Consider the following 23,164-nt stretch of genomic DNA (forward strand, 5'->3'; position numbering starts at 1 on the left):
CAAAGTGTAGTTTATGGGTCGCTCACCGAGCGTCGACGAACCGCTCGATGCGGTCCATCGCCGTCCGCAATTCGTCGAGACCGGTCGCGTAGGAGACGCGGAGGTGACCCTCACCGCCGGTGCCGAAGACGCTACCGGGGACGACGGCCACGTCCTCCTGGCGAAGTAGTTCCTCCGCGAAGCGCTCGTCGTCGCCGCCGCAGCGCGGGAACGCGTAGAACGCGCCGCGGGCCTCGAAGCAGTCCAGCCCCATCTCGTCGAACCGCGAGAGGACGAACCGCCGGCGGCGGTCGTACTGGTCGCGCATCTCGACTACCTCTTGGTCGCACGACCTGAGCGCTTCCAGTGCGGCGTACTGCGCCGTCGTCGGTGCGGAGAGCATCGAGTACTGGTGGATGCGGTTCATCGCTCGAATCGCCTCCGGCGGTCCCATCGCGTAACCGAGCCGCAGTCCCGTCATCGCGTAGGCTTTCGAGAAACCGTTGAACACTACGGTTCGCTCGCGCATCCCGGGGAGCGTCGCGATGGAGGCGTGCTCGCCCTCGTACGTGAGCGCGGCGTAGATCTCGTCCGAGAGTACCATCAGGTCGTGGTCGACGGCGAACTCCGCCACTTCGGCGAGTTCGGAGCGACTCATCGTCGCCCCGGTCGGATTGTTCGGATAGCAGAGTATCAACTGCTCGGCGTCCTCCGCCCCCGCGTTCGTCAGGTCCTCGTAGGTGAGCGCGAAGTCGTTCTCGACCCGCGTCGGCACGGCCAGCGGCTCACCGCCGGCGAAGACGACGCCCGGAACGTACGAGATGTACGACGGTTGAGGGACGGCCACGCGGTCGCCGGGGTCGACGAACGCCCGCATCGCCACGTCGAGCGCCTCGCTCGCGCCGGTCGTCACGAGAATCTCCTCGTCGGGGTCGTAGTCGAGGTCGTACCGCCGAACGTGGTCGGCTATCTCCGTCCGCAGTTCTCGCATGCCGCGGTTCGCCGTGTACGAGGTTCGCCCGCGTTCGAGCGAGTCGATGGCGGCCGTTCTGGCGGCCCACGGCGCGCTGAAGTCCGGTTCGCCGACGCCCAGCGAGATGACCTCCTCCTTCTCCTCGGCGAGTTCGAAGAAGCGCCGAATCCCCGACGGCGGGACGCGTTCGACGCGGTCGGCGATTCTCATGGCGAGATCGAGAGGCGGTCGTCGTCGTCTCGGTCGCCGAAGACGATGCCGCGGTCCTTGTACGTCTCCATCACGAAGTGCGTCACCGTCTGCGTCACCTCGGGGATGGGCGCGATCTGCTCGGAGATGAACTGCGAGACGTCGTGCATCGACTCGCCCTCCACGAGGATTGCGAAGTCGTAGTCGCCCGAGAACAGCCGCAACGACGACACCTGCGGGAACTTCACGATACGGCGAGCGATGTCCTCGTAGCCCGTCTCACGGTCGAGTTCGACGTTGAGTTCGACCTCCGCCTGAACGTGTTCGTCGTCGTCGGCCAACTGTTGCCAATCGACCACCGCCTGATACCCCCTGACGACGCCATCGTCTTCGAGTTCGGTGATCGTTTCCTCGACTGTCGCCTCGTCGAGACCGGTCTGTCGCGCAATGTCGGTCGTGCTCTCCCGAGCGTTCGACAGCAGAAGGTCGAGAATCTTCCGTCGCTGGTCCATACGGCCTCGTTATCGCCATCGATGTAAGGGTTTACGCCCGACGCAATAAACCGAATAGCGCGATACGGACTTTGGGTGTCCTCTCGCAACAGCTGGTGAGACAGCAACGAAAGTCGGTCGGGTACAGTGTCTAAGCCGAATCGCGCGCATGGTTCTAAGACGAACGTTTCCGCGAGAGTTCGCACGCGACCGTTACCGTTGAGGCCGAAATCCTGCGGCCGCGTCGGTTCGGGTCGCTATCATCCGAGAAGGCCGCCTTCGACGGTGATTCGAGTCGGCCCACATATCACGCCGGAGGACGCCCGTCGCTCGCGCCGCCGGTCTTGTGAAGTCTCGACCGAGCGGTGAGGCCGCGAAACCGCAGTATTGAGGTGGTGTTGGCGGCCGGACTGCACCACCGCGCTGAGGCTATCCGTCCGTGCGACCTACTGACTCGACAGGTGGTACACGATGGCACAAGCATACCCCTCTCGGATGCCGACCGAGACAGGCTCTCGGGTCTGGACCGCGTCGGCGTTGGCGGGACTCGTCGCCGGAATTGCGATGGGTCTCGTCATGCAGTTCGTCATGAACGCGATGCCTCTCATCGGGGCGCTCGTCGGGCAACCGACCGTCGTCGGCGGGTGGGTTCTCCACCTCGTCATCAGCGTCGTCTTCGCGCTCACGTTCGCGGCGATAATCACGCGCACGTCGCTGTCACGCTACGGTCGAACGACGCTCGGCACGGTCGGCCTCGGACTCGCCTACGGTGCGGTCCTCACCGTCGTCGCCGGCTGGTTCGCGCTGCCCATCTGGGCGAACGCGGTCGGCGCGGGACCACTCCCCGTCCCGCTGGTGGTTCCGATGGGCGTGGTCACGCACCTGCTGTACGGTCTCGTCCTCGGCGGCGTCTACGCGTACGCCCGCGGGACGACCGAGTCGGAACCGACCGAGGAGACGAACGCTCCCGCCTGAGCGTCGGACCCTGAACGTCGGACTCTCTTTTTCGGACGCGATCGAACCGCTCAGGCGACCCACCCGTCGCCGACGAGTTCGCCGACCAGTTCCTCCCAGTCGTCGAACTCGACCGAACAGTGCGGGCTCTGCGAGAGATGTGCCGGGAAGGCGTCGACGCCGTCGTCGAGCGTCGACAGACAGAACGGACAGCGAGACGGGTCCGCCCACGCGCGCGTCAGATACGAGATGTGCGGAGTGTACACGGTAGCGACACGACAGCCCCGGGGTAGTTATACTCCGACGGTTCGCATCGAAACGTTATACCGCCCCTAGCGACCCTTCTACAGCATGAACTATCTCCCGTGGGCGCTTCTGGCGCTGGTGACGTACACGCTCGTCGCACCGCTGATGAACTTCGCGACGACCGGGGATTCCGCGGTCCCGAGCAACGTCGCGACGCTGATGTCGAACACGATTCTCGTTCTCGTCACGCTCGGTCTCGTCGCGTTCACGAACGAGAACGCGGTCAACTACATCACCCATCCGAAGTCGCCGTACATCTACGCCGCCGGTCTCTGTCTCTCCATCGGCATCCTCTCGTACTACCGGGCGCTCTCCCTGGGACAGGTGAGCGTCGTCACCCCCGTCTTCGGCATGTTCCTCGTGACGAGTTCGATACTCGGAATCGTCTTCCTCAACGAGTCGTTCACCGCCCGGAAGGCCGCCGGTATCGCTCTCGCGGTCGTCGCCGTCTACCTCGTCACCGTCGAGTGAGTCGGCCCCTCGCTCTCCGGACGCGACAGAACCGGTACGGTGGGCGCTCTCTTCGGTGACTCAGTGTAGCTATCCGTATAGATAGCCGGATAGATACCCAGATAGCTATTCGAATTGCCGTCGGGGAACGCGGACCGATGAGGTCCCGGCGGAGTCGACCAACGCCGTCGAAAAGTGCCGTGTGGACGAGGGGTGAGCGTCGCGCTCGTCTCGGCTACGCCCTCGCGGTTTCGAGTGCGTTCCGCGCGTTCTCGATGGCCGCGTCGCGTTTTGCGGGATACGCTTCGACTTTCGCCCGGAGCGTGATTCCCTCGCCGAGGCGGACTTCACCTCTGAACGCCGCCTGTTTGTCGAGTCGGACGAAAAACGAGCAGTTGTCGTCGACTCTGTCGTCCAGTTCCGCCAGGAGGCGGTCGAGTTCGTCCAGTTCGCTCAGCTGTGAGAGGACGTGCCTGAGGTCGTCGGCGTTCTCGACGCGCGCCGAGAGAACGACGATACGGTCGCCGTGATACCCTTTGTTCTCGACGCGCTCGACTTCGAACTCTTCGGGGAGGAACGTCCGGAGCGCCTCCTCGACTCGCTTTTCGTCCTCGGTCGCGTAGCAGAAGCTCCGAACGTCGATGTAGTGAAACGGAACGCTGGCCATGGACGGGGTACTCGGGGAACCGAAAAAAGCCCTACTCCTCGTCGGCGTCAGTGTCGGTGTCGGCGTCGCTCTCCTCGGTCGCCTCCAACGAGTCGGCGGAGACGCCCGTCTCCTGGCCGTCCTCGAAGCTCACCGTGTACGTCGCCTCGCCGAACATCGTCTCCATCACCTGCGTGACGGTACCGACGTCGCCGTCGAACTCGCTGTGTTTGTCGTGGAACACCACGCGGTCGTCTTTTTCGAAGCTCATACCCTCCGTTCCCGTCGATGGCGTAAAAGGACGATGGTTCGACGCCCGTCGGTCGAGCGCCGCCGCGCGGACCGGCAGGCGTTTCACCGGCCGCGACCCCTCCGAAGACGTGTCTCTCGTCAGCGTCAGTTGCCCCGCCTGCGGCGCGTCGGTGTACGTCTCGCTTCCCGCCGGTCGTCGGTTCGTGACGGCCGAACCCGGCGAGGGGGTCGGAGACGGCGAAGAACGCACGGACCTGGAGACGACGACGGCGACGTGTTCGGCGTGCGACGCCTCGTTTCCGGTGATACACGGCGGTGGCTCCGGCGAACGATAGCGAACGGGCGACCGGCGTCGGACGCACCCCGCGGTCGGGCAGCCGCGCTCCGGCCTCGTTCGACCGCGGTCGGTACGCAGCGCACGGTCCCGGTGGACGTCCTCGTATTCGAAACTCAGGTGACGACCGCGTAGACGAACAGGAACCCGAAGTAGAGGACGACCAGTGCACCGAGCGAGATGAGGCGGAATCGCTTGAGGTCGGCTTCCTCGGCGGCGTAGGCGTCCCGGTACGCTTCGACTTCGGCCGCGGAGAGCGCGTCGGCGTGGTTCAGTCCGCGGTGGAGTGCGAGATGCCGCTCCTCGACGAACGGGTCGCCGCAGTGGCGACAGCGGAAAGCGGCTTCGCCGTCGTCGACGCGCCGTCGGCCCGCTGCGTGGGGGACGTCGCTACTACTCGACGGCTCGGTGTTCGGCGCGCCGCTGTCGTCGCGGTCTTCGCGGTCTTCGGTTCGGTCGGGTCGCGGCGTCGAGTTCGAGTCGGTCATATGTAGGGTGGCGTCGCGGGTGGTTCGCTCACGATCCAGAGGCTGACTATCGTGTACAGCACCATCACGACGGTGACGCCGTACTGGCTGTGGATGGCCTGCAGACGGTCGGGAAACAGTTCGTACGCCACCGCGTGGGCGACCCAGACGGCGACGAGGTGGCCCAAGAGGACGAAGAACAGTTCGAGGCCGCCGAACCACGACGGCAGCGACGCCAGCGTGAGCGGGTTCTGCGGCGGCGCGAGCGTCGAGAGCGTCGCCAGGTCGACGAGCGTCGAACCGCCGACGTCGAGGAGCGTGGGCGACAGCGACAGCATCACGCCGAGGTTGTGCGCGAGGTGGTAGCCCGCCGCGATGGCGAGCAGCGACGGCGCGAACCGCTCGGCGAGGAACTCGGTGCTGTGGTACGTCTCGGCGTAACGGCGGGCGAGTCGCGCCGACCACCAGTACACCCGGAGGAAGAGCAGAAACCCGAGCAGGTAGACGAGCAGGTAGCCGAGAAGCGGCGGCGTCCCGAGGCCGACGAGTTCGATGACGAACCACGCCCAGAGGTTCGTCCCGACGAAGCCGTCGTAGGTGGTGACGTAGACGACGGCGACGACGAACGCCACCTGGTCGCGGCCGACGACCAGCCCCGCCTCCGAGAGGCCCGCCCCCGGCAGGCGGAATCGAACGCCGTCGTCGGTGCGGTCGAGCGGCGCGGCGCGGCCGTAGAACTCGAACGCCCGCGAGATGGGGTCGACCGTCCCGAACCATCGGTCGGGACCGAAGACGACGCTGCCGAGCACCGAGACGCCGGCGTAGGCAACGATGACCGCCGCGAGCGCCCGCGGTTCGTCGCCGATGGGCGCGACGACCTCGACGAAGATGAGCGCCAACAGCCCGGCGACGGCGGGCCACGCGCCGTAGCGCTCGGGGTACTCGCGGTTCAGCGACGGGAGGAGTTCGGCGAGCACGCGGAACGGGTTCAGCGTCGGCCACGTGTTGCCGACGAGGTAGACGGAGGCGACGTAGCCGCCCCACCAGCCGACCCAGACGACGAGAATCGCGAGGTTTCTGAGCTGCGTATCCGGGCCGACGAAGCCGACGTACACCGTGAGGGCGAGGACGCCCACGCCGACGAGTCTCCCCGCCGCGCGGAGGAGTCGACCGGGCGACGAGAGCGTCCCGCCCCAGTCGTGAATCGAGCGGATGAAGCGTCGGTCGGTGACGAAACTGGCGAGGAGAAACGACGCGCCGACGGCCCCGCCGCCGGTGAGCAGGAAGAGCCACGTCGGAATCTCGAGCGTCCCCGGGGCGGCGCTGCGGACCGCCCCGGCGTGAGCGGCGGCGACGCCGACGAACGCCGAGAGCGCGAACGCGGCGGCGACGAGAGCGGCAGCGAGCGAACCGACGAGTCGAGACGCCGACCGGCGGTTGCGGTCGGTCGTCCCGGCGTCGCCGTCGCAGGGGGCGGAGTCGTCGCGGCTTCGACGGCCGGCCGAGCGGGGGCGTGGAGCCATCGCCGAGAGTAGGGCGAGTCGCCACGAGTAAGTTGCGACTTCGCGCCACCCGTCGACGGTCGAACCAACTGCAGGCGATTACTCCGCGCCGCAAGTAGGGAGGTTTTTTAGTGGACCGACGGCAACTCACGGGCATGAGTACGCAAGAATCACACGAGGACCACGGGCACCACCTCCCGGCCGTCGAGGACTGGCCGCGAGGGTTCGGCGAGGCGTCGTGGTGGCCGTTCGTCACCGCCGTCGGCGGCGCGGGGCTGTACGTCGGCGCGGCGCTGTACATCATCGCGGCGGGCAACCCCGACCTGCTGCCGGCCATCGCCGGACCGGCCGTCTTCGTCGGCAGCGTCGGCCTGTTCCTCGTCGGCATCTACGGCTGGGTGTACCACGCCTTCGTGAGCCACTTCTGGTCGCGCGACACGCACGCGAACGGGTCGATGGCGCTCAAGTGGGGGATGGTCGCGTTCCTCGGCTCCGAACTCGCGACGTTCGGCGCGGTGTTCACGTACTACTTCTTCATCCGCGCCGGGACGTGGCCGCCGCAGGAGCTACCGCACCTGCTCGGTTCGCTCGTGCTGGCGAACACGGCGCTGCTCATCGCGTCGAGTTTCACGCTCCACTGGGCGCACGTCGCCATCCGCCGCGAGAACCGCCGCCAGTTCATTCTCGGTCTGGTCGTGACGCTCGTGCTCGGTGTCGTCTTCATCGCCGGACAGGTGCTCGAGTACTACGAGTTCATCGTCAACGAGGGCTTCACGCTCACCAGCGGCATCTTCGCCAGCGCGTTCTTCGGACTCACCGGCCTCCACGGCCTGCACGTGAGCCTCGGCGCGGTGCTCCTCGGCATCGTCCTCGTCCGCGCGCTCGCCGGGCAGTACTCCGCCGACCGTCACGTCTCGGTCAGCACCGCCTCGATGTACTGGCACTTCGTCGACATCGTCTGGATCTTCCTCGTCGTCGTGCTGTACGCCGGCGCCGTCGTCGGCGGCGCGTAACGCCGGACGGGCACACGACACACGTTTTTCGCATCCCATCTTCGAGCGCCGGCCGCGGGCGCGACGCGAGCCGTCCGGCGCGCGCCGTTCGCCGAAACAGTTCTCACGGACGAGCGAGGAGGTGACCTATGAGCAGCGAGGAGACGGGAGAGCTGTACGACACGTACGTCGCCGCGCTCCAGCACGGATTGGTCGAACTCCCCGAGGGCGTGCGTCTGCTGGGCGTCGTCCGCCGGCCGACGCGGTGGTTTCACGCCGCCGTCGACGAAAACCGCCCGTCGCTCGCGCCGCCGGAGACGCTCTTAGACGAGTTCTCGCGGGAGCGCGACGACCTGAAGATGGCCGGTCTCTGCGACGAGGGCGCGCACAACGCCGCGTGGGAGAACATCGGGTTCGGGGAGCGCTATCGGGAGTATCTCGACGCCGACGAGCCGCGGGCGGCGCTGGAGTCGCTCGCGGCCGAACTCCGCGCGGGCGACGACGCGGCGCTCGTCTGCTACGAGAACACCGAGAAGAAGCGGTGTCATCGGACGGTTCTTCGGGACGTGCTCGCCGACCGCCTCCGACAGTAGTTCCGGGCGGAACGACTAGCTTCGGTCAGAGCAGATAGTTCCGGACAGCGTTACTAGCTCCGACCAGAGCGGCAGTGCGACGCGCCGTTCTCATCACCCGCGTAACACTTATTCGGCAACAGTACACGCGTTCACTATGCATTCGAATCCGCGGCGAGTCGCGCTCAGCGTCGTCCTCGCCGGGGCGCTCGTCGCCTCGGCGGTGCTGGGCGGGACGTACCTCTCGCTTTCGGCCCCGTTCTCCGGGAGCGTCTACGAGGGCGTCGACGGCGGCGTCGGCGACGGCGAGCGCGTCGAGAACCCCTACGGCGAGGCGACGGTGACGTACGACGAGTACGGCGTCCCCCACGTCGACGCCGAGAACGAGGAGGCGCTGTACTTCGCGGTCGGCTACGTGCAGGCGAGAGACCGCCTCTTCGCGATGGACCTCCAGCGGCGGCTTATCTCCGGTGAGCTGTCGGCTGCGGTCGGCGAGGCGGCCGTCGAATCCGACGAGTTCCACCGCTCGATGGACTTCGAGGCGGCGGCGGAGGCGTCCTGGGAGTCGGTGCGGGACACCGAGGCCGGCCCCGGCGTCGAAGCGTTCTCGGCGGGCGTCAACCACTACGCAGAGACGCAACCGCTGCCGCCGGAGTTCGGGATGCTCGGCTACGAACCCGACGAGTGGACGCCCGTGGACACGCTGCTCGTCGGCAAGCAGATCTCGTGGACGCTCTCGGGCAACTTCGCCGACATGCGCCGCGAGACGGTTCGCTCGCGCCTCGGCGCGGACGCGGCGGCCGAGCTGTATCCCGACGCGCTCGACCACGAGACGCCGAACGTCCGCGGCGAGTCGGACGCGGTACCGTACGCGCCCGACGGGAACGTCTCCGAATCGTTCGGCGGTGACGAGTCGGCGGGTGTCGCCGGAACCGAGACACCGGCATCGCAGTCCGCCGACGTCGCCGGCCTCTACGACTGGGTGCGGGCGTACGAGTCGGAACCCGGAGTCGGCTCGAACAACTGGGTCGTCTCGGGGAACCTCACCGAGTCGGGGTCGCCGCTTTTGGCGAACGACCCGCACCTGCAACTGACGGTGCCGGCGCTGTGGTACGAGATGCACCTCACGACCGACGAGACGAACGTCCGTGGCGTCACCTTTCCCGGAATCCCGTTCGTCGTCATCGGCCAGACGGAGGACGTGGCGTGGGGGCTGACGAACGTCGGCGGCGACTTCACCGACCAGTACACCTACGAGACCCGCGACGGCGAGTACCTGTACGACGGCGAGTACCGACCGTTCGAGACGACGACCGAGACCATCGAAGTCGCCGACGGCGAGGACCGCACGGTTACGGTGCGAAAGAGCGTCCACGGGCCGGTCGTCGAACGCGAGGGCGTCGAGGTGGGCGTCGCCTGGCCCGGCTTCTCGGCGACCAACGAGAGTCTGGGCGTCTACCGGTTGAACCACGCGTCCGAGATGAGCGACGTGGAGGAGGCGCTCGAAATCTGGGACGCGCCGGCGCAGAACGTCGTCGCCGTCGACCGCGCCGGCGAGACGCTGTACTACCCCGCCGGAAAGTACCCGATTCGCCGCACCGACGGCGACGTCGTCCGCGGGAACCGAATCTTCAACGGCTCCGCGGGCGAGGGCGAGTGGCGGGGTTACGAACCGTACGGTACGTCGTCGTGGTCCGGCTTCGCCCCGTTCGACGCCATCCCGCACCTCGACAACCCCGACTACGTCGCCACGGCGAACCAGCGCGTCGTCGACGACCCGCCGTTCTACGTCGGGACGAGCATGACGTTCGCCGACCCGTATCGCGGGCAGCGAATCTACGAACTGCTCGACGAGCGCGCGAACGCGGGGACGCCGATGACGCCGGAGGACATGAAGCAGATTCAACGCGACGTGGAGAGCGAACGAGCGGCCGCGTTCACCGAGTACGCTCTGTCGTCGACGAACGCCTCGGTCGGTCTCTCGGCGGCCGCACGCGAGGACGCCCGAACGCTCCGCGGGTGGAACGGGTCGATGCGCGCCGACTCGGAGGCGGCGCTGATTTACGCCGTGTGGATGCAGGAGTTCACGAACGCGACGTTCGCCGACGAGTTCGGCGCGCAGGGCCTCGACGAGGGGTACTACCCGCGCGACTACGTTCTGCAGGGGTTCGCCGAGGACAGCGACTGGTACGACGACAATCGAACGAGAGCGGTCGAGACGCGCGCGGAGATCGCCGCCATCGCGATGAACCGGACCGCCGAGCGAATCGACGAAAGGGGCTACGAGACGTACGGCGACTACAACCGACTCGACCTGAACCACCCGTTCGGGCAGGCGTTCCTCGACTACCCCGAGCGAGCGATGGACGGGTCGCCGGACACGGTGTTCAACTTCCGAACCGAGAGGCAGGTCGGGAGCAGTCTGCGGATGGTCGTCAGTTTCGAGAACGACTCATCGGCGAGCATCCCCGGCGGCAACTCCGGTAACCCGTGGTCGCCGCAGTACGACGACCAACTTGATATGTGGGCCGACGGTGAGTACAAACCGATGACGCTCGACTCGCCCGGGGGCGACCCCGACCTCGTGTTCGTCGCGGAGGGTTCGTCGTGAGCACCGGTACGCGCGCCGACTCGGCGCTCGCGCCGATACGCACCGGTCGGTACGCAGAACTCGCGCTGATTCTCGCCACCGCCGTCGGCGTCGCGGCGACGACGGTTCACTGGACGGGCCTCGTCGTCGGCGGCGTGCTCGTCGGCCTCGTCGCCACCTCGCTCTCGCGCGCCGTCGTCAACGGTCTCACGTTCGGCCTGGTCGTCCTGTTCGCCTTCGCCGCGTGGTTGCTGTACGAAGGCGCGCTCTCGACGGCGCTCCAGACCGGTCAGATCGGCGTGCTGGCCGTCGTAGCGGCGTTCGCACTGCCGCTCGCGGCGGCCGTCGCGGTTCGGGCGCTCGTCTGAACACGACGCCCTCGCTTCGACCGGACGACCGCGCGGCATAGAAGATAACGGCGCGGCATAGATGACGACCGCGCGGCATAGAACTATATTTCGAGCACCGCATATGTGCATGTGTCCGGGAGCAATCGCGTCCGCCGCGAGAGCGCGCTCGCCAGTCTCCGCCGCCGTCTCGGCGGATTCGCGAGCGTCGCCGCGCTGGCGACGCTGTTCGTCGCCAGCGCGCTCTCTACGACTCGCGCCGCGACGACCGCGGCGGTCGGAACCTGGTTCCTCGTCGCCGCCGCGGTTCTCGCAGTCGAACTCTGGTGGGCGCTTCGACAGCTCGACCGGAACCGTCGGGCGGGTGAGACGCTGTTCGCTCGTCTCGGAGCCGGCAACCTCGTCACGCTCGGTCGGGGCGTGCTCTTGGCGTGGGTCGCCGCGTTCGTCGTCGTCGACTGGGCCGAAACCGCCGCGTTGCTGTGGATACCCGCCGCACTCTACGGAACCGCCGCCGCGCTCGACCTGCTGGACGGGACGCTCGCGCGACGAAACGACCGCGTCACCGGCTTCGGCACCACGTTGGACCTGGAATACGACGCCCTCGGCGTGCTCGTCGCCTGCTCGGTCGGTGTCGCCGCCGGGCTGCTGCCCGTCTGGTATCTCCCGGTCGGCTTCGCACGCTACGCGTTCGGCCTCGCACGCGACCTGCGCCGTCGCCGCGGGGCACCCGTCTACGACCTGCCGCCGCGCGTCGGTCGCCGCCTGCTCGCGGGGCTCCAGATGGCGTTTCTCGCCGTGGCGTTGTCGCCGGTGCCCGACCAGCGCGCGAGAGCCGTCGGTGCGGTGGCGTTCGGCGGCGCGCTGCTGCTCGGGTTCGCCCGCGACTGGCTCTACGTCTCCGGGCGCGTCGGCGACGGCGCGACCAAACCGACCGAACACGTCGTCGACTGAGCGGTCCGGCGACGACGGGCTCCCTCAGCATCGACCGTACACGTCGAGGTGATGCGCGACAAGCGAGAGTTCGCCGCGTTCGACGGCCGCGTGGCGCTCGTCGGCCCACGCGTCGAAGCCGTCGATTTCGCCGCTCTCTCCCACGGAGTCCTCGAAAAACGAGAGCAGGTGGTGCAGAAAGTACGCCTCGTCGCCCGCGTACGGTGGCGTTACAACCCAGTCGGAGCCGCCCGCGGCGAGCAGCTCGCCGCCGGCCTCGGGGGCGGCCGCGAGCAACTCACGGCCCGTTCGGCTTCCGCCGGGACGGTTCGGGGCGTCCATACTCGCGTGGTAGGCGTCGACGATTCGGGCCTCCAGTTCGGGCTCCGGCGTCGGCGCGAACCCCGTCTCGCCGTCGAAGGTGACCGGGAAGTACCAGCGCCCGTCGGCGGCGAGCGCCGAGAAGATGGCCGGGAGCGCCGAGTCGAGGTCGACGACGTCCAGAAACGCGGCGGCGACGACGAGGTCCCACCGCCTTTCGGTGGCTTCGAGGAAGTCGAAGGCGTCGGCGGCGACGAACGAGACGCCGATCTCCTCGGTCGCGGTCGAGAGTACGAGGTCGTGTCCCGCGTCGTTCTCGATTTCGTCGCTCTCGCCGCTCTCGTCGCCGCCGTCGACGGCGTACCCCGCCTCCGACGCCCACTCGACGCACCGCTGGCGGCCGCGTTCGAGGCTCGTCCCGTCTCTGTCGACGAGCGTGTACGAGACTCGGTCGGGAAGGCGGTTCCAGTCGAGCAGCCGGCGAAGCATCGAGCCGAGACCGCCGCCGAGGTCGAGAACGCGGACCTCGTCGCGGGCGTCGGCGACGGCCGCGAGGTCCGCGGTCACCGCGTCGAGCGTCGGGCGGTGAAGCGCCCGGTCGTCGACGCGCTCTTTCGCCGCGAGATAGCGCTGAAACGAGTACGACTGGGGACGTGACACGGCCGTACGTCGGTCGCGGGAATCAAAGAGCTACTGACGAGGGCGAGAGAGCGGCGGTCGTAGCCGGAGGGAAAATCGGCAGCGGTCACCCGAAAAGCCGCCCCAAAGGAGGCGGCGGTCGGCCGATGGCTGACAGCCGTCAGACGGCTGACTGACACGTACTTGCGCGTCCGGAAAGTATTTGCTTCGGGTGTGGTGAAGTAGCATCAAATGGACAGCGACGTAATCGAGACAGTCACCGGGTGGGAGGAGCGACCGTTCGACGGCGGGTACGCCGGTCTCTCCGACCTCGCGGCCGCGGGGTTCACCGGGGCCGTCAGCGCCGACATGGCGTGGGCGTTCTTCGTCAATGGCCGCGTCGTCGGCGTCTTCGGGGGTACCATCGAGTCCTTCGAGAGCGCCGAGGGAACCGCCTACACCGCACCGGACCCCTCGCTACCGCTGCTCTTTACGATGCGAGAGCAGGGCGGCGAGACGCGGGCGAGCTACTACACGAACGAGACGTCGATCTCGGAGGCCGACGCCACGCTGAAGTCGGGGAAGTTCACGGGCTACATCGAACTCTCCGAGAACGTGCTCTCGGGCGACTACTACGTCGTCTACCACGGCGGCAAGTCGATGAGCGCGGCGTTCGTCGGCAACAACCGGACGCTCCTGACGGGGGAGGAGGCGTTCGAACGCGCCGACGACGAGGTGGGCATCTTCGAGGTGAAAACCGCCGACGTCGACGTCGTCGAGATTCCGGAGCCCGAGCCGGAACCGGAGCCAGCGCCCGAGGAGTCCGCCGCGGAGGACGACCAGGGAGACGTGACGTTCGGCGCGGTCGGAAGCGCCGAGTCCGAGGCGGCGACCGACGAGCCGGCGAACGCGACGGACGGGACGGCGAACGCGACCGACGCCGGAGCCGAAGAGGACTCGACCGCGGACCGAGCGGCGGTCGATTCGGAGTCGGATGACCGGCTCTCTGGACCCATCGCCGAGACGGAAGAGGTCGCCACCGAGACCGAGACGCCGACGGACCCGACGCCGGCCGAAGCCGAGGCCGCCGCGCACGCAGCCAGCGAGCAGGCGAGCGACGAACCGGCGAGCGACGAACCGACGAATGCTGACGCCGGAGGCGCCTCTACGGGGACTCCCGAAGTCGGCAGGGGCGAGAACGACGACGCCGACGGCGACGACAGCGACCACCAGCGGACCGATACGACCGCCCAGACGCACCCCGAGCCGCGCGAGCCTTCGAGTGACTCCGCGGCCGTGTCCGCGGGCGAGGACGCCAACGCGGCCGACGGTGCCGTGGACCCCGACGTGTTCTCCGAGGAGGCCGAGTGGCGGAACGCGAAGTCGATACCGGCGCTGGACCCCGAACAGACCGAGGTGAACGAGTACGCGGACGACGACGGACGGCGGCGGCGGAGACGTCGTCGACAGGCCGCGCAGACCGACCGCACCCCCGACGAGGACGCCGCCGCGCGGCGCTCGAAGGGCGGTCAGCCCCGGCAGGCGGCCGCGCAGAAGCAGCAACCGACCGCCGCGAGCGCCGAACTCGAACAGCGCCTCGAACGCGCCGTTGCGGCGAAGGAGACCGCCGAGACCGAGCGCCAACAGGCGCTGGAGCGGCTCTCGACGGTCGAAGCCGAACGCGAGGAGCAGCGCGAGCGCGCCGACCGCCTCGCGGAGTCGGTCGAGCGGTTGGAGGAGACGGTCGAGTCGCTCGAAGCGAAACTCGAAGCCGCCCAAGCCGGGAGCGACGACGGGTCCGCGCCCGAGCGGACGATGGGCCGCAAAGAGGCGCTCGACGGGACGAACCTGTTCGTCCGCTACGGAACCAAGAGCGGCGGGACGCTGGAGAAAGCTCACGCGGGCGAGGTCGACCGCCCCGAGGTCATCGAAAATCTTCGGCTCGAGCACCACACGCGCTTCGAGACCGAGGGACTCCACGTCGAAGGGGAGTCCTACGAGGAGTTCCTCGAAGGCACCGTCGAGCACGGTTTCGTGAAGTGGGTCGTCGACGACCTGCTGTACGAGATCCGCGACACTGGCAACGTCGCCGCGATGCAGGAACTGTTCGACGCGATTCCGAAGATAGACCGGGCCGAGCTCGGCGGCGATGTCTCGGTGCAGTTCACCGAGAACGGCGAGGAACACCGCGAACAGCGGACGTTCGACGTGGTGCTGCGCGACCGGATGGGCAACCCGCTTCTGGTCGCCGACGTCAACGACTCGCGGGCGGCGGCGTCGGAGGCGATGATGTCCTCGCTCGTCCAGAACGCCGGACAGGTCGCCGAGACGAGCGACTCGCTGGGCGCGTCGTTCCTCGTGACGACGAGTTACTTCGAGCCGGAAGCGTTAGAGACGGCCGCCGACGCGACGGGCGGTGGACTGCTCAGTCGCGGCAAGCGAAAGAGTCTGGTCCGACTCACCAGAAAGCGGGGATTCCACCTCTGTCTCGTCGAGACCCGTAACGGCGACTTCCATCTGAACGTTCCGGAGCTCTGAGAGAACAGCTACCCTTCGACTTCGACCGCGTCTTCGATTTTCATCGTGTCGAGCTTGTCGACGATCTCGTCGAGTTTGCCGTCGAGTTCGTCGACGAACTCGGCCGTTCGCTCGGTCGTGATCGCACCTTGGCTCGACGGCTCGATGAGGTTCTCCTCCTCGAGGACGCGCAGCGAGTAGCGGACCTTGTGGTGGGGGTAGCCGGTCTCGTTCGACATCTTCACGATACCGATGGGTTCGTTCTCGATGACCATCTTCAGGACTTGGAGGTGTCGTTCGAGCATGTCCACCTCTTTTTCGAGTCTGTCTATCATGCCATTTGTTAACTTGTCTTCGCTCCCTTTAAAAGTTGCTGTCCGGTCCGGCGAGAACGGTAGGGATTGTCATTGTACAACACGTCTATTGTTAACCGTTTGGATTCGCCACGAGGCGGAGGGAGATACACGTTCGTGTTCAACTCTCCTGAGGTCGGCGGTCGCCTGTGCGCACCCGTGTTCATTTTTCGACGACGGACCGTAACCGGTTTAGCGAGTGCCGCAGAATCGGCGACTATGACTGTCACAATCGTCGGCTCGCAGTTGGGCGACGAAGGCAAGGGCGCGCTCGTCGACCTCTGGGGCGGCGACGCCGACGTGGTCGTCCGCTATCAGGGCGGCGACAACGCCGGACACACCGTCGTCGAAGACGGGACCGAGTACAAGCTCTCGTTGGTTCCCAGCGGTGCCGTGCGCGACAAGATCGGCGTTCTCGGGAACGGCTGCGTCGTCAACCCCGAGACGCTGTTCGAGGAGATGGACGCGCTACGCGAGCGCGGCCTCGACCCCGACGTTCGCGTCGCCAAGCGAGCGCACGTCATCCTCCCGTATCACCGCCGACTCGACGGCATCGAGGAGGAGGCGAAGGCCGACTCGGGCGTGAAGGTCGGCACGACCGGCCGCGGCATCGGCCCGACGTACGAGGACAAGGCGGGCCGCCGCGGTATCCGCGTCGGCGACCTGCTCGACCCCGAGATTCTGCGCGACAGACTGGAGTACGTCGTCCCGCAGAAGCGCGCCATCGTCGAGGACGTCTACGGACTCGAAGCCGGCGACGAACTCGACGTCGACGCGCTCCACGAGCGGTGCACCGAGTACGGCCGCCGACTCGCCGAGGAGGGGATGCTCGTCGACTGCGGCGACTTCCTCTACCGCCGCCGCGACGAGGGCGACAACGTGATGTTCGAGGGCGCGCAGGGCACGCTCATCGACATCGACCACGGCAACTACCCGTACGTCACCTCCTCGAACCCGACGGCCGGCGGCGCGGCCGTCGGTTCGGGCGTCGGGCCGACCGTCGTCGGCCGCGGCGAAGTCGTCGGCATCGTCAAAGCGTACCTCTCGCGCGTCGGCGAGGGGCCGCTGCCGACGGAGCTCGACGGCGACGAGCGCGAGGAGGAACTCGCCGACTTCATCCGCGAGAAGGGCGGCGAGTTCGGCACCGTCACCGGTCGTCCGCGCCGCATCGGCTGGCTCGACGTGCCGATGCTCCGCCACGCCTCGCGCACGAGCGGTTTCACCGGTATCGCCGTCAACCACGTCGACGTGCTCGCCGGCCTGGACGAACTGAAGGTCGGCCACGCCTACGAACTCGACGGCGAGGAGATTCGTACGATTCCCTCGACGACCGACGAGTGGGCGCGCTGTGACCCCGTGCTCAAGGAGTTCGAGCCGTGGCCGGAGGTCGACTGGAGCGACGTCGCCGAAGCGGGGTACGAGGCCATCCCCGAGGCCGCCCGCGACTACCTCGACTACCTGAGCGAGCAGGTCGACGCGCCCGTCTACGCCGTCGGCGTCGGTCCGGACCGCGAGCAGTCGGTCGAACTGGCGAACCCGTTCGAGTCGCAGTAGACGGTCGAGAGCGGCGAACCGACCGTCGCCGCCGTGTTCTCCGTAGAACCGCACGACGGCTCTCCGAACCGACACGCTCTTACTCCTTCCCGGAGTCCGGCCGCTATGTTCGTCTCATCGACGGCGAGCGGCGGGTCGGCGTCGCTCGGGGAGGTACGGTGAACGCGTTTCGCCTCGTCGACCTCTCGGAGACGGTTCGGGAGGCGATTCCCCCGGAACTGGTCGACTGGTTCGTCCCGCTGACGGAACTCGGCGGCGTCGCCTTCTCGGTCGGGTTCCTCTGTCTGCTGTACTGGCTCACCGACCGCGAGCGAGCGGCGACGCTGACGGCGCTCGTTCTCGGCGGGGCGGCGCTAGTCGTCGGACTGAAGGGCGCGTTCGCGCTCCCGCGGCCGCCGGTGGAGACGGCGCTGGTCGTCGAAACGGGCTACGGGTTCCCGAGCGGGCACGCCGTCATCGCAACGGTGCTGTACGGCGGTCTCGCGGCGCTCGTCGACGCCGGTCGTCGCGCGGTTCGCTACGCGGCCGCCGCCGCGCTCGTCCTCGTCGTCTCGCTGTCGCGGGTCGTCATCGGCGTCCACTACGTCGGCGACGTGCTCGCGGGCGTGGCGTTGGCGGCGGCGTTTCTGTGGATCGCACTCCGAATCACCCGGAGAGAACCCTCGCGGGCGTTCGTCCTCGCGGCCGGTCTCGGCGCGGTCGGTTACGCGCTCGCCGGGCCGACAGTCAACGCCGTGACTGTCTTCGGCGCGGCGGTCGGCGGCGCGCTGGCGTGGTACGCGCTCGAACCGACCGCGCGCCCGGCCTCTCGACTAGAAGGGGCGACGCTCGCGCTCGTCGGCCTTCCCGCGGTCGTCGGCATCCGCGTCGCCACCGAGGCGGTCGGGACGCTCTTTCCGGCGGTGTTCGCACTCAGCGTGCTGCTGGTCGGGTTCGTCGTCGCGTTTCCGGTGGTCGTCACGGAGCTCGGTGGGAAGACGGGCGTCGCGTCCCGTTGAGCGCGCTACCCTCCGCGAGACCGTCGTTCAGAAACGTCGGGTAACCCGCACGCTTTTTATCCGACGCATCCCACCGTTCGGACGATGAAGGAATCCCTCATGGACATTCTCTGCGACCCGCTCGACAAGAGCGACCTCGAACTGGAAGTCGACGAGCGAGACGACGACGAGATACTCGAAGGCCGACTCATCGGGACGGAGACGGGCGAGGTGTACCCCATCGAGGACGGCATCCCGAACCTGCTGCCGCCGGATATGCGCGACGACTGAGCGGCTCGCGACGGGAGTTTCCGCGGCACTCGTCCGAAGAACCCGCCCGATACGTCGCTGTAACGCCCTGTATCTTTTTGCCGTCGCGTACTAAGTGAGGAGACATGTCACAGACGCTCCCCGTCGAAGTGAACGGTGAGCGACTCCACGCCGTGGACGCGCCCAGCGAGTTCACGACGGCAGGGTCGTTCGTCGTCGACCTCGTCAACCGCGGCGAGGCGGTCCACGTCCACCTGCGCCTCGGCGAGGCGCTGTCTCGGGTCGCCCGACTCGACGGCGGCAACCACTACGTCGAACGCGGGACGAACCTCCCGATTCACATCGCCGTCGACGAGTCGCTCGACCGAAGCGTGACCGACACCGTCGAGATATCGGCGGGTTACGGTGCGGAGAAGACGACGGTCAGCGTGACGGTCGAACCGCCCGAGGACGACCCCGGCGTCGACGTCGACGAACGCCTCAGTCGCCCGCCGACCGCGGAACAGACGTCGAAATCGGGAACGACGACAGGTGCGGGAACGCTCGACGACGTCCGTGACAGCGTCGGCGACGTGGGCGTCCTCCCGCTCGTCGGCGTCGGCGTCGTCGCGCTGACCGTCGCGCTCGGCGTCGGGTTGGTGCTCAACAGTCCGGTGGTCTTCGTCGCCGTCGGCGTCGTCCTCGGCGTCGCGCTCAGTTTCGCCGCGAGCGAACTCCGCTGAACGCTTCACTCGTCGGTCGGCGTCCCCGATAGATCGCACAGCCACCTTTTCTTCGGTCGCTTCGCCCCCTCGAAAAGCTGGACCAAAAACCGCCGAACGCTTCACTCGTCGGTCGGCGTCCCCGACAAATCACACAGCCACCTTTTCTTCGGTCGCTCCGCTCCCTCGAAAAGCTGGACCAAAAACCGCCGAACGCTTCACTCGTCGGTCGGCGTCCCCGACAAGTTTCCCTCGTCGTCGAAACGCTTCGCCCGCAGGAACCGCGCTCGGTAGCGATTCGCGCCCTCGTACACGTCGGCCTCCCGAATCTCGTCGGTTCGGCCGTCGGCGACGGCGTCGATTATCTCCTCGACCTGTTCTTTCTCGCTCGGCGTGAGCTCGAACTCGTAGGTCCGCGACTCCTCGCGCTCGAGCGTCGTCCACTTGCGGGCGGCGGCGACGACGAGCGAGCAGGGTTCTCTGCACGGGAAGACGCCGTCGCCCCGGTCGGCGTCGAGTTCGGTCTCCTCGTCGGCGTCCCACATCCGGCGCTTGAGGCACTGCGAGTCGACGCAACAGGACTCCGCAATCCACTCGACGGCCTCCTCGTCGAGTTCGTCGACGACGTCGTAGATACCCGTCTGGCGCTCGGCCGTCTCGTTCCAGTGGCTCACGTCGAGACGACCCTCCCGTTCCCGGTACCAGTTCGGAACGGTCGCGGGGTAGACGACGTCGACCGCCTCGACGAGCGCCCGACCGTCGAGGTCCGCGAACGCCCACCCGTCGCGGAGCGTCGGCGCGGTCTTCAGCGGTCGGTACCGTCCCCTCTCGTCGTACGTGGCGATGCCGCGGGCCTCCAGGGGGTCGGTGTACACATCCAGCGACGAGAGGTCCGCGTCGGCGTCGGCGACGTGACGGAGGTGGTAGCGACGCTCGCCGTGGTCGGCGACGGTCGCGGTGACGCAGAGCTGTCCCCACTCGCGGCTGACGCCGTCGGCGAGCGCCTCGTACCGCTCCGGAACGCCGTGGTCGTCGGCGCGCTCGGCCCATCGGAGGAACGCGCGGCGCGCGCTGGCGCCGTCGCGTCGGCCGGAATCGGCCTCACCCGTCTCCCGGTCGCCGAGACCGACCTCGCGCGTCCAGTAGAACCAGTTCGAGACGAACCACGGGTTCGACTCGGCCACCTCGCGGAACTCGGCCTCGGAGAGGCCGGTGCGCTCGGTGTGCGGGGTCCGGAACCCGTAGCCGTCGTCCCGGTGGTTCGCGTTCAGCCCGTCGAACTCGACGCCTCCGTCGGCCGCTACGGCTTCGACGAGCGCGTCGAGTTGTCCGGCGCGCATCAGTCACCCGCCGCGGGCGACCCCCGCGTTCGCTCCCGGACGGTTTCGACGGCGTCACCGACGTCCGCACCCGCCTCCGCGGCGCGTTCGAGCACCACGTCGGCCATGAGCGACTCGGTACCGACCGCCCCGGCGTACCAGATGCGGTGGCCGTCGACCTCGGCGGGCACGTCGTATCCCGTCCGGTAATCGTCGGTGAGTCCCATATCCTCGGGGATGTCCTCCTGTGTGTGGAAGCCGTCGGCGATGAACAGCGGGACCACCACCACGTCGTCGCTCTCGAAGTACTCCGTCACGTCGTCGACCTCGGGCTCTTCGTCCATGTACAGCGCCTGCACCTCGTCGAAACGGTCCATCTCGCGGATGCGCTCGGCGTGGTACTCGATTGCCTTCGCGCTGTTCTCGTTGCGCTCGGTGCCGTGACCGACGACGGCGAGGCCGAACCCCGCTCCCACTTCGGGGTCGCCCGTCACCGACTCGGCGCGGCGGACGAGCACGTCGGTCATCGACTCGTGAGTGCCGACGGGACCGCAGTAGTGAACGCGCTGGTTCGTGTCTGCGGCGGTGAGCGTCGCGTGACTGGCGCTCAGGCCGTCGGAGTCCCACTCCGAGACGTCCCAGCCGTCGAGGCGAAGCTCGCGGGGGATGACCTGCTCGGTGAAGTAGCCCTCGCTGATGAACATCGGGACGACGAACACCTCGTCGGACTCCACGGTCCTGAGGACCTCTCTGAGCGACGGTTCTTCCTTCCAGAAACCGGTCTTCACCTCGTCGAACGCGCCGACGTCGCGGATGGTGTCCGCGTGGTCGTAGGTCGGGGCGCTCGAATCCGGATTCAGGTGAGACCCGTGGGCCACGATGACCAGCGCTTGCATGTCCGACGCTGAGGGCGCGACGCTCTTAGGGACTTCGGGTCCGGCAGTCCGACCCGGTTCGTTGCGGTGGTTCTCGTGCGGTTCTGCGGCGGTCGGGAGGGGAGGCGTCAGCGGGAAGTCGGTTCGCGTGCGGGTCGAGTGCTGTTCGAGTGCGGTTCGCGTGCGGTTCGTCGACCGTTGACGGTTCAGGCCTCTATGCAGACGCCGGTTCGCGGGATGCAGACGTGGCTGCGGCGACCCAGCGAGCGGCGCGCGGCGAGCACGGCGACCGTCACCAGCGTCGCCGCGCCGACGCCCGCTAACACGAGGAGGGTCGCCGTCGGGTAGGAGGCGACGACCATCGCGGCGAACGCGACGAGGAGGAAGACGAACGTCTGCACCACCGATTCGACCGTCGTCGGGAGCGGTTCCGGGTGTGTTCTCATCACAGATAGAGAGTGGACCGCCGAAGCGATAAGGATGATCTGAATGATATTTCTGTACGCGATGTTACTGAAATTCGCTTCAGTCGGCGGCGCGGCAGGGACCCTCCGGGTTTTTGTACATTCCCCGTGACCCGCGGCCATGTCACTGGCCGCAGACGCCCGCGACGCCGCCCGCGAGCGACCGTTTCTGTTGACCGCGCTCCGGGCGGGCGTGGTCAACTACGCCGCCGCCGCGTCGCATCTCGACGTCGACGGCGAGACGGACGCTATCGCCACCGCGCTCCGTCGGTACGCCGAGGAGTTGCCGCCGCTGGAGACCGAACCACGGGACGCTCGCGTGACGATGCAGAGCGGAGTCGGCGTCGTCGACGCCGCGGACGCGGAGTCGGCGAACGGAGACGCGTTGCTGACGCTCGGCGGACGAGCGGTCGTCGCCGGCGACGGGTCGCAGACGGCCATCTTGGCCACCGGCGAGGTGGACGCCGACGCGCTGACGACGGTGCTCGGACGGTTACAGACCGCCGAGATTCCGGTCGACGCGGCGGCGACGGCGGGTGGTTCGTTGCTCGTCGTCGTGGGGCGTCGCGACGGCGTGAACGCGCTCCAGGTCGTCGAGGCGGCACTGGAGGCGGTTTCGGTCGCGAACACTCGGTAGACGACGGTCCGCGTCGCTCCGGAGACGTGTCGGAACCGGTAAACGACACAACAGTTATCGAAACAGAGTCTGACTCTCCCCGGGGGCGCGGATGGGAACATGAGCACGACAAGCGAAGATACCGGCAGCACGGCAGAACAGCGGGGACAGTACGACCTCGACGGTATCCGGCAGCGCGCAGCCAGCCGCACGGAAGCGCTCACCGAGCGTCCGCTCGACAGCGTTCACGCGGTCGAGTACGACGACGAGGCGGAGCGGTGGCGCACGCTCGTCGACGTGGTAGAGCGACGGTCGGTGCCGGATACGCAAGATATCTTGGGCGTGTACAGAATCGAGTTCGACGGCCAGGGGAACGCGGTGGCGTTCGAGCGACTGCAGCGGTACCGTCGCGGGGACCGGATTTCGTTCGCTCACTGAGCCGCGTTTCGCCGGGCGCGCACCGTCGCTCCGTACGACTGCGTCCGAGACATCGCCGAGAGAAATCGCGAGCGAACGACTCGGCGAAGGGGCCGAACGACACGCACCGCCGCCACCCTCTCGCACAGTTCTGAAAGGTCTAAATCCCGTCCCGGACAATCCCC

Annotated in this window: 27 protein-coding genes; 15 read left to right on the top strand and 12 right to left on the bottom strand. The window is 67.7% G+C overall.

Going from position 1 to position 23,164, the window contains the following annotated elements; all coding sequences use genetic code 11:
* Positions 1-22: 22 nt before the first annotated feature.
* Together DV709_RS02680 and DV709_RS02685 are read right to left on the bottom strand one after the other, a co-directional pair.
* Positions 23-1,162 (bottom strand): pyridoxal phosphate-dependent aminotransferase, encoded by a 1,140-nt coding sequence (locus DV709_RS02680; RefSeq protein ID WP_117591511.1) that lies wholly within the window; start codon positions 1,160-1,162, stop codon positions 23-25.
* A complete protein-coding gene (locus DV709_RS02685; RefSeq protein ID WP_117591513.1) occupies positions 1,159-1,653 on the bottom strand; it encodes an Lrp/AsnC family transcriptional regulator in 495 nt (164 codons plus the stop codon). Before DV709_RS02685 ends, DV709_RS02680 begins: the two co-directional genes overlap by 4 nt.
* Before the next feature lie 450 nt (positions 1,654-2,103).
* Between DV709_RS02685 and DV709_RS02690 the strand changes: the two genes are divergently transcribed.
* The gene (locus DV709_RS02690; RefSeq protein ID WP_157972628.1) at positions 2,104-2,607 is read left to right on the top strand and encodes a hypothetical protein; all 504 of its coding nucleotides are present in this window, start codon (positions 2,104-2,106) and stop codon (positions 2,605-2,607) included.
* A gap of 50 nt (positions 2,608-2,657) precedes the next feature.
* Here the strand turns inward: DV709_RS02690 and DV709_RS02695 are convergent, their stop codons facing one another.
* The gene (locus DV709_RS02695) at positions 2,658-2,852 is read right to left on the bottom strand and encodes a DUF7501 family protein (RefSeq protein ID WP_117591517.1); all 195 of its coding nucleotides are present in this window, start codon (positions 2,850-2,852) and stop codon (positions 2,658-2,660) included.
* An 85-nt stretch (positions 2,853-2,937) separates the two neighbouring features.
* Between DV709_RS02695 and DV709_RS02700 the strand changes: the two genes are divergently transcribed.
* On the top strand, positions 2,938-3,363 hold the full coding sequence (locus tag DV709_RS02700) for an EamA family transporter (protein ID WP_117591519.1): 426 nt from the start codon (positions 2,938-2,940) through the stop codon (positions 3,361-3,363).
* A gap of 214 nt (positions 3,364-3,577) precedes the next feature.
* Here DV709_RS02700 and DV709_RS02705 read toward each other — a convergent pair whose 3' ends face one another.
* Together DV709_RS02705 and DV709_RS02710 are read right to left on the bottom strand one after the other, a co-directional pair.
* Positions 3,578-4,009 carry an RNA-binding protein gene (locus tag DV709_RS02705; RefSeq protein ID WP_117591521.1) on the bottom strand — a complete coding sequence of 144 codons (432 nt, stop codon included), beginning with the start codon at positions 4,007-4,009 and terminating at the stop codon, positions 3,578-3,580.
* A 31-nt stretch (positions 4,010-4,040) separates the two neighbouring features.
* Positions 4,041-4,259 carry a DUF1918 domain-containing protein gene (locus DV709_RS02710; RefSeq protein ID WP_117591523.1) on the bottom strand — a complete coding sequence of 73 codons (219 nt, stop codon included), beginning with the start codon at positions 4,257-4,259 and terminating at the stop codon, positions 4,041-4,043.
* Positions 4,260-4,368: 109 nt separating this feature from the next.
* On the opposite strand from DV709_RS02710, the gene DV709_RS02715 reads away from it, so the two are divergent.
* Positions 4,369-4,575 carry a hypothetical protein gene (locus tag DV709_RS02715; protein WP_117591524.1) on the top strand — a complete coding sequence of 69 codons (207 nt, stop codon included), beginning with the start codon at positions 4,369-4,371 and terminating at the stop codon, positions 4,573-4,575.
* A 115-nt stretch (positions 4,576-4,690) separates the two neighbouring features.
* Here the strand turns inward: DV709_RS02715 and DV709_RS18165 are convergent, their stop codons facing one another.
* Positions 4,691-5,062: a C2H2-type zinc finger protein gene (locus DV709_RS18165; protein WP_117591526.1), complete on the bottom strand. Its 372-nt coding sequence runs from the start codon at positions 5,060-5,062 to the stop codon at positions 4,691-4,693.
* Positions 5,059-6,564, bottom strand: coding sequence for a hypothetical protein (locus DV709_RS02725; protein WP_198665635.1), 1,506 nt, complete (start codon positions 6,562-6,564; stop codon positions 5,059-5,061). The genes DV709_RS18165 and DV709_RS02725 overlap by 4 nt, the downstream gene beginning before the upstream one ends.
* 134 nt (positions 6,565-6,698) lie before the next feature.
* Here DV709_RS02725 and DV709_RS02730 point away from each other — a divergent pair, with 134 nt between their 5' ends.
* From DV709_RS02730 to DV709_RS02750, 5 genes are all read left to right on the top strand, one after another.
* On the top strand, positions 6,699-7,556 hold the full coding sequence (locus DV709_RS02730; RefSeq protein ID WP_117591528.1) for a cytochrome c oxidase subunit 3: 858 nt from the start codon (positions 6,699-6,701) through the stop codon (positions 7,554-7,556).
* Positions 7,557-7,684: 128 nt separating this feature from the next.
* Positions 7,685-8,128, top strand: a complete 444-nt coding sequence (locus DV709_RS02735; RefSeq protein ID WP_117591529.1) for a DUF488 family protein, N3 subclade — start codon at positions 7,685-7,687, stop codon at positions 8,126-8,128.
* 136 nt (positions 8,129-8,264) lie between these two features.
* Positions 8,265-10,718 (top strand): penicillin acylase family protein, encoded by a 2,454-nt coding sequence (locus DV709_RS02740; protein ID WP_117591531.1) that lies wholly within the window; start codon positions 8,265-8,267, stop codon positions 10,716-10,718.
* The gene (locus tag DV709_RS02745) at positions 10,715-11,065 is read left to right on the top strand and encodes a hypothetical protein (protein ID WP_117591533.1); all 351 of its coding nucleotides are present in this window, start codon (positions 10,715-10,717) and stop codon (positions 11,063-11,065) included. The genes DV709_RS02740 and DV709_RS02745 overlap by 4 nt, the downstream gene beginning before the upstream one ends.
* 111 nt (positions 11,066-11,176) lie before the next feature.
* Positions 11,177-11,998: a CDP-alcohol phosphatidyltransferase family protein gene (locus DV709_RS02750; RefSeq protein WP_157972629.1), complete on the top strand. Its 822-nt coding sequence runs from the start codon at positions 11,177-11,179 to the stop codon at positions 11,996-11,998.
* Positions 11,999-12,022: 24 nt separating this feature from the next.
* Here the strand turns inward: DV709_RS02750 and DV709_RS02755 are convergent, their stop codons facing one another.
* Positions 12,023-12,958, bottom strand: coding sequence for a class I SAM-dependent methyltransferase (locus DV709_RS02755; RefSeq protein WP_117591538.1), 936 nt, complete (start codon positions 12,956-12,958; stop codon positions 12,023-12,025).
* A gap of 210 nt (positions 12,959-13,168) precedes the next feature.
* On the opposite strand from DV709_RS02755, the gene DV709_RS02760 reads away from it, so the two are divergent.
* Positions 13,169-15,454, top strand: coding sequence for a DUF7527 domain-containing protein (locus DV709_RS02760; protein WP_117591540.1), 2,286 nt, complete (start codon positions 13,169-13,171; stop codon positions 15,452-15,454).
* A gap of 8 nt (positions 15,455-15,462) precedes the next feature.
* Here the strand turns inward: DV709_RS02760 and DV709_RS02765 are convergent, their stop codons facing one another.
* A complete protein-coding gene (locus tag DV709_RS02765) occupies positions 15,463-15,768 on the bottom strand; it encodes a hypothetical protein (RefSeq protein ID WP_117591543.1) in 306 nt (101 codons plus the stop codon).
* A 237-nt stretch (positions 15,769-16,005) separates the two neighbouring features.
* On the opposite strand from DV709_RS02765, the gene DV709_RS02770 reads away from it, so the two are divergent.
* From DV709_RS02770 to DV709_RS02785, 4 genes are all read left to right on the top strand, one after another.
* A complete protein-coding gene (locus tag DV709_RS02770) occupies positions 16,006-17,340 on the top strand; it encodes an adenylosuccinate synthase (RefSeq protein ID WP_117591545.1) in 1,335 nt (444 codons plus the stop codon).
* 158 nt (positions 17,341-17,498) lie between these two features.
* Positions 17,499-18,338, top strand: coding sequence for a phosphatase PAP2 family protein (locus DV709_RS02775; protein ID WP_157972630.1), 840 nt, complete (start codon positions 17,499-17,501; stop codon positions 18,336-18,338).
* Positions 18,339-18,422: 84 nt separating this feature from the next.
* Entirely contained in the window at positions 18,423-18,608 is a 186-nt protein-coding gene (locus DV709_RS02780; RefSeq protein ID WP_058581454.1) for a methytransferase partner Trm112, read from the top strand.
* Positions 18,609-18,712: 104 nt separating this feature from the next.
* Complete coding sequence (locus DV709_RS02785) at positions 18,713-19,309, top strand: DUF7524 family protein (protein ID WP_117591547.1); 597 nt, start codon at positions 18,713-18,715, stop codon at positions 19,307-19,309.
* Between the two features lie 197 nt (positions 19,310-19,506).
* On the opposite strand, the gene DV709_RS02790 is transcribed toward DV709_RS02785, so the two are convergent.
* From DV709_RS02790 to DV709_RS02800, 3 genes are all read right to left on the bottom strand, one after another.
* The gene (locus tag DV709_RS02790; RefSeq protein ID WP_117591549.1) at positions 19,507-20,628 is read right to left on the bottom strand and encodes a DR2241 family protein; all 1,122 of its coding nucleotides are present in this window, start codon (positions 20,626-20,628) and stop codon (positions 19,507-19,509) included.
* Positions 20,628-21,503: a CbiX/SirB N-terminal domain-containing protein gene (locus DV709_RS02795; protein ID WP_117591550.1), complete on the bottom strand. Its 876-nt coding sequence runs from the start codon at positions 21,501-21,503 to the stop codon at positions 20,628-20,630. The genes DV709_RS02790 and DV709_RS02795 overlap by 1 nt, the downstream gene beginning before the upstream one ends.
* A gap of 185 nt (positions 21,504-21,688) precedes the next feature.
* The gene (locus DV709_RS02800) at positions 21,689-21,928 is read right to left on the bottom strand and encodes a hypothetical protein (RefSeq protein WP_117591552.1); all 240 of its coding nucleotides are present in this window, start codon (positions 21,926-21,928) and stop codon (positions 21,689-21,691) included.
* Positions 21,929-22,067: 139 nt separating this feature from the next.
* On the opposite strand from DV709_RS02800, the gene DV709_RS02805 reads away from it, so the two are divergent.
* Positions 22,068-22,583 carry a DUF7523 family protein gene (locus tag DV709_RS02805; protein ID WP_117591554.1) on the top strand — a complete coding sequence of 172 codons (516 nt, stop codon included), beginning with the start codon at positions 22,068-22,070 and terminating at the stop codon, positions 22,581-22,583.
* Positions 22,584-22,682: 99 nt separating this feature from the next.
* A complete protein-coding gene (gene gvpO, locus DV709_RS02810) occupies positions 22,683-23,000 on the top strand; it encodes a gas vesicle protein GvpO (RefSeq protein ID WP_117591556.1) in 318 nt (105 codons plus the stop codon).
* Positions 23,001-23,164: the final 164 nt, after the last annotated feature.

Origin of the sequence: Haloprofundus halophilus, assembly GCF_003439925.1 — an archaeon.
Lineage (GTDB): Archaea > Halobacteriota > Halobacteria > Halobacteriales > Haloferacaceae > Haloprofundus > Haloprofundus halophilus.

Coding starts and splice junctions, on each gene's coding strand:
- DV709_RS02805 (WP_117591554.1), top strand. CDS start 22,068: ATGTCACTGGCCGCAGACGCCCGCGACGCCGCCCGCGAGCGACCGTTT.
- DV709_RS02705 (WP_117591521.1), bottom strand. CDS start 4,009: ATGGCCAGCGTTCCGTTTCACTACATCGACGTTCGGAGCTTCTGCTAC.
- DV709_RS02770 (WP_117591545.1), top strand. CDS start 16,006: ATGACTGTCACAATCGTCGGCTCGCAGTTGGGCGACGAAGGCAAGGGC.
- DV709_RS02785 (WP_117591547.1), top strand. CDS start 18,713: ATGTCACAGACGCTCCCCGTCGAAGTGAACGGTGAGCGACTCCACGCC.
- DV709_RS02690 (WP_157972628.1), top strand. CDS start 2,104: ATGGCACAAGCATACCCCTCTCGGATGCCGACCGAGACAGGCTCTCGG.
- DV709_RS02735 (WP_117591529.1), top strand. CDS start 7,685: ATGAGCAGCGAGGAGACGGGAGAGCTGTACGACACGTACGTCGCCGCG.
- gvpO (WP_117591556.1), top strand. CDS start 22,683: ATGAGCACGACAAGCGAAGATACCGGCAGCACGGCAGAACAGCGGGGA.
- DV709_RS02780 (WP_058581454.1), top strand. CDS start 18,423: ATGAAGGAATCCCTCATGGACATTCTCTGCGACCCGCTCGACAAGAGC.
- DV709_RS02760 (WP_117591540.1), top strand. CDS start 13,169: ATGGACAGCGACGTAATCGAGACAGTCACCGGGTGGGAGGAGCGACCG.
- DV709_RS02710 (WP_117591523.1), bottom strand. CDS start 4,259: ATGAGCTTCGAAAAAGACGACCGCGTGGTGTTCCACGACAAACACAGC.
- DV709_RS02700 (WP_117591519.1), top strand. CDS start 2,938: ATGAACTATCTCCCGTGGGCGCTTCTGGCGCTGGTGACGTACACGCTC.
- DV709_RS02730 (WP_117591528.1), top strand. CDS start 6,699: ATGAGTACGCAAGAATCACACGAGGACCACGGGCACCACCTCCCGGCC.
- DV709_RS02765 (WP_117591543.1), bottom strand. CDS start 15,768: ATGATAGACAGACTCGAAAAAGAGGTGGACATGCTCGAACGACACCTC.
- DV709_RS02795 (WP_117591550.1), bottom strand. CDS start 21,503: ATGCAAGCGCTGGTCATCGTGGCCCACGGGTCTCACCTGAATCCGGAT.
- DV709_RS02790 (WP_117591549.1), bottom strand. CDS start 20,628: ATGCGCGCCGGACAACTCGACGCGCTCGTCGAAGCCGTAGCGGCCGAC.
- DV709_RS02680 (WP_117591511.1), bottom strand. CDS start 1,162: ATGAGAATCGCCGACCGCGTCGAACGCGTCCCGCCGTCGGGGATTCGG.
- DV709_RS02725 (WP_198665635.1), bottom strand. CDS start 6,564: ATGGCTCCACGCCCCCGCTCGGCCGGCCGTCGAAGCCGCGACGACTCC.
- DV709_RS02685 (WP_117591513.1), bottom strand. CDS start 1,653: ATGGACCAGCGACGGAAGATTCTCGACCTTCTGCTGTCGAACGCTCGG.
- DV709_RS18165 (WP_117591526.1), bottom strand. CDS start 5,062: ATGACCGACTCGAACTCGACGCCGCGACCCGACCGAACCGAAGACCGC.
- DV709_RS02740 (WP_117591531.1), top strand. CDS start 8,265: ATGCATTCGAATCCGCGGCGAGTCGCGCTCAGCGTCGTCCTCGCCGGG.
- DV709_RS02800 (WP_117591552.1), bottom strand. CDS start 21,928: ATGAGAACACACCCGGAACCGCTCCCGACGACGGTCGAATCGGTGGTG.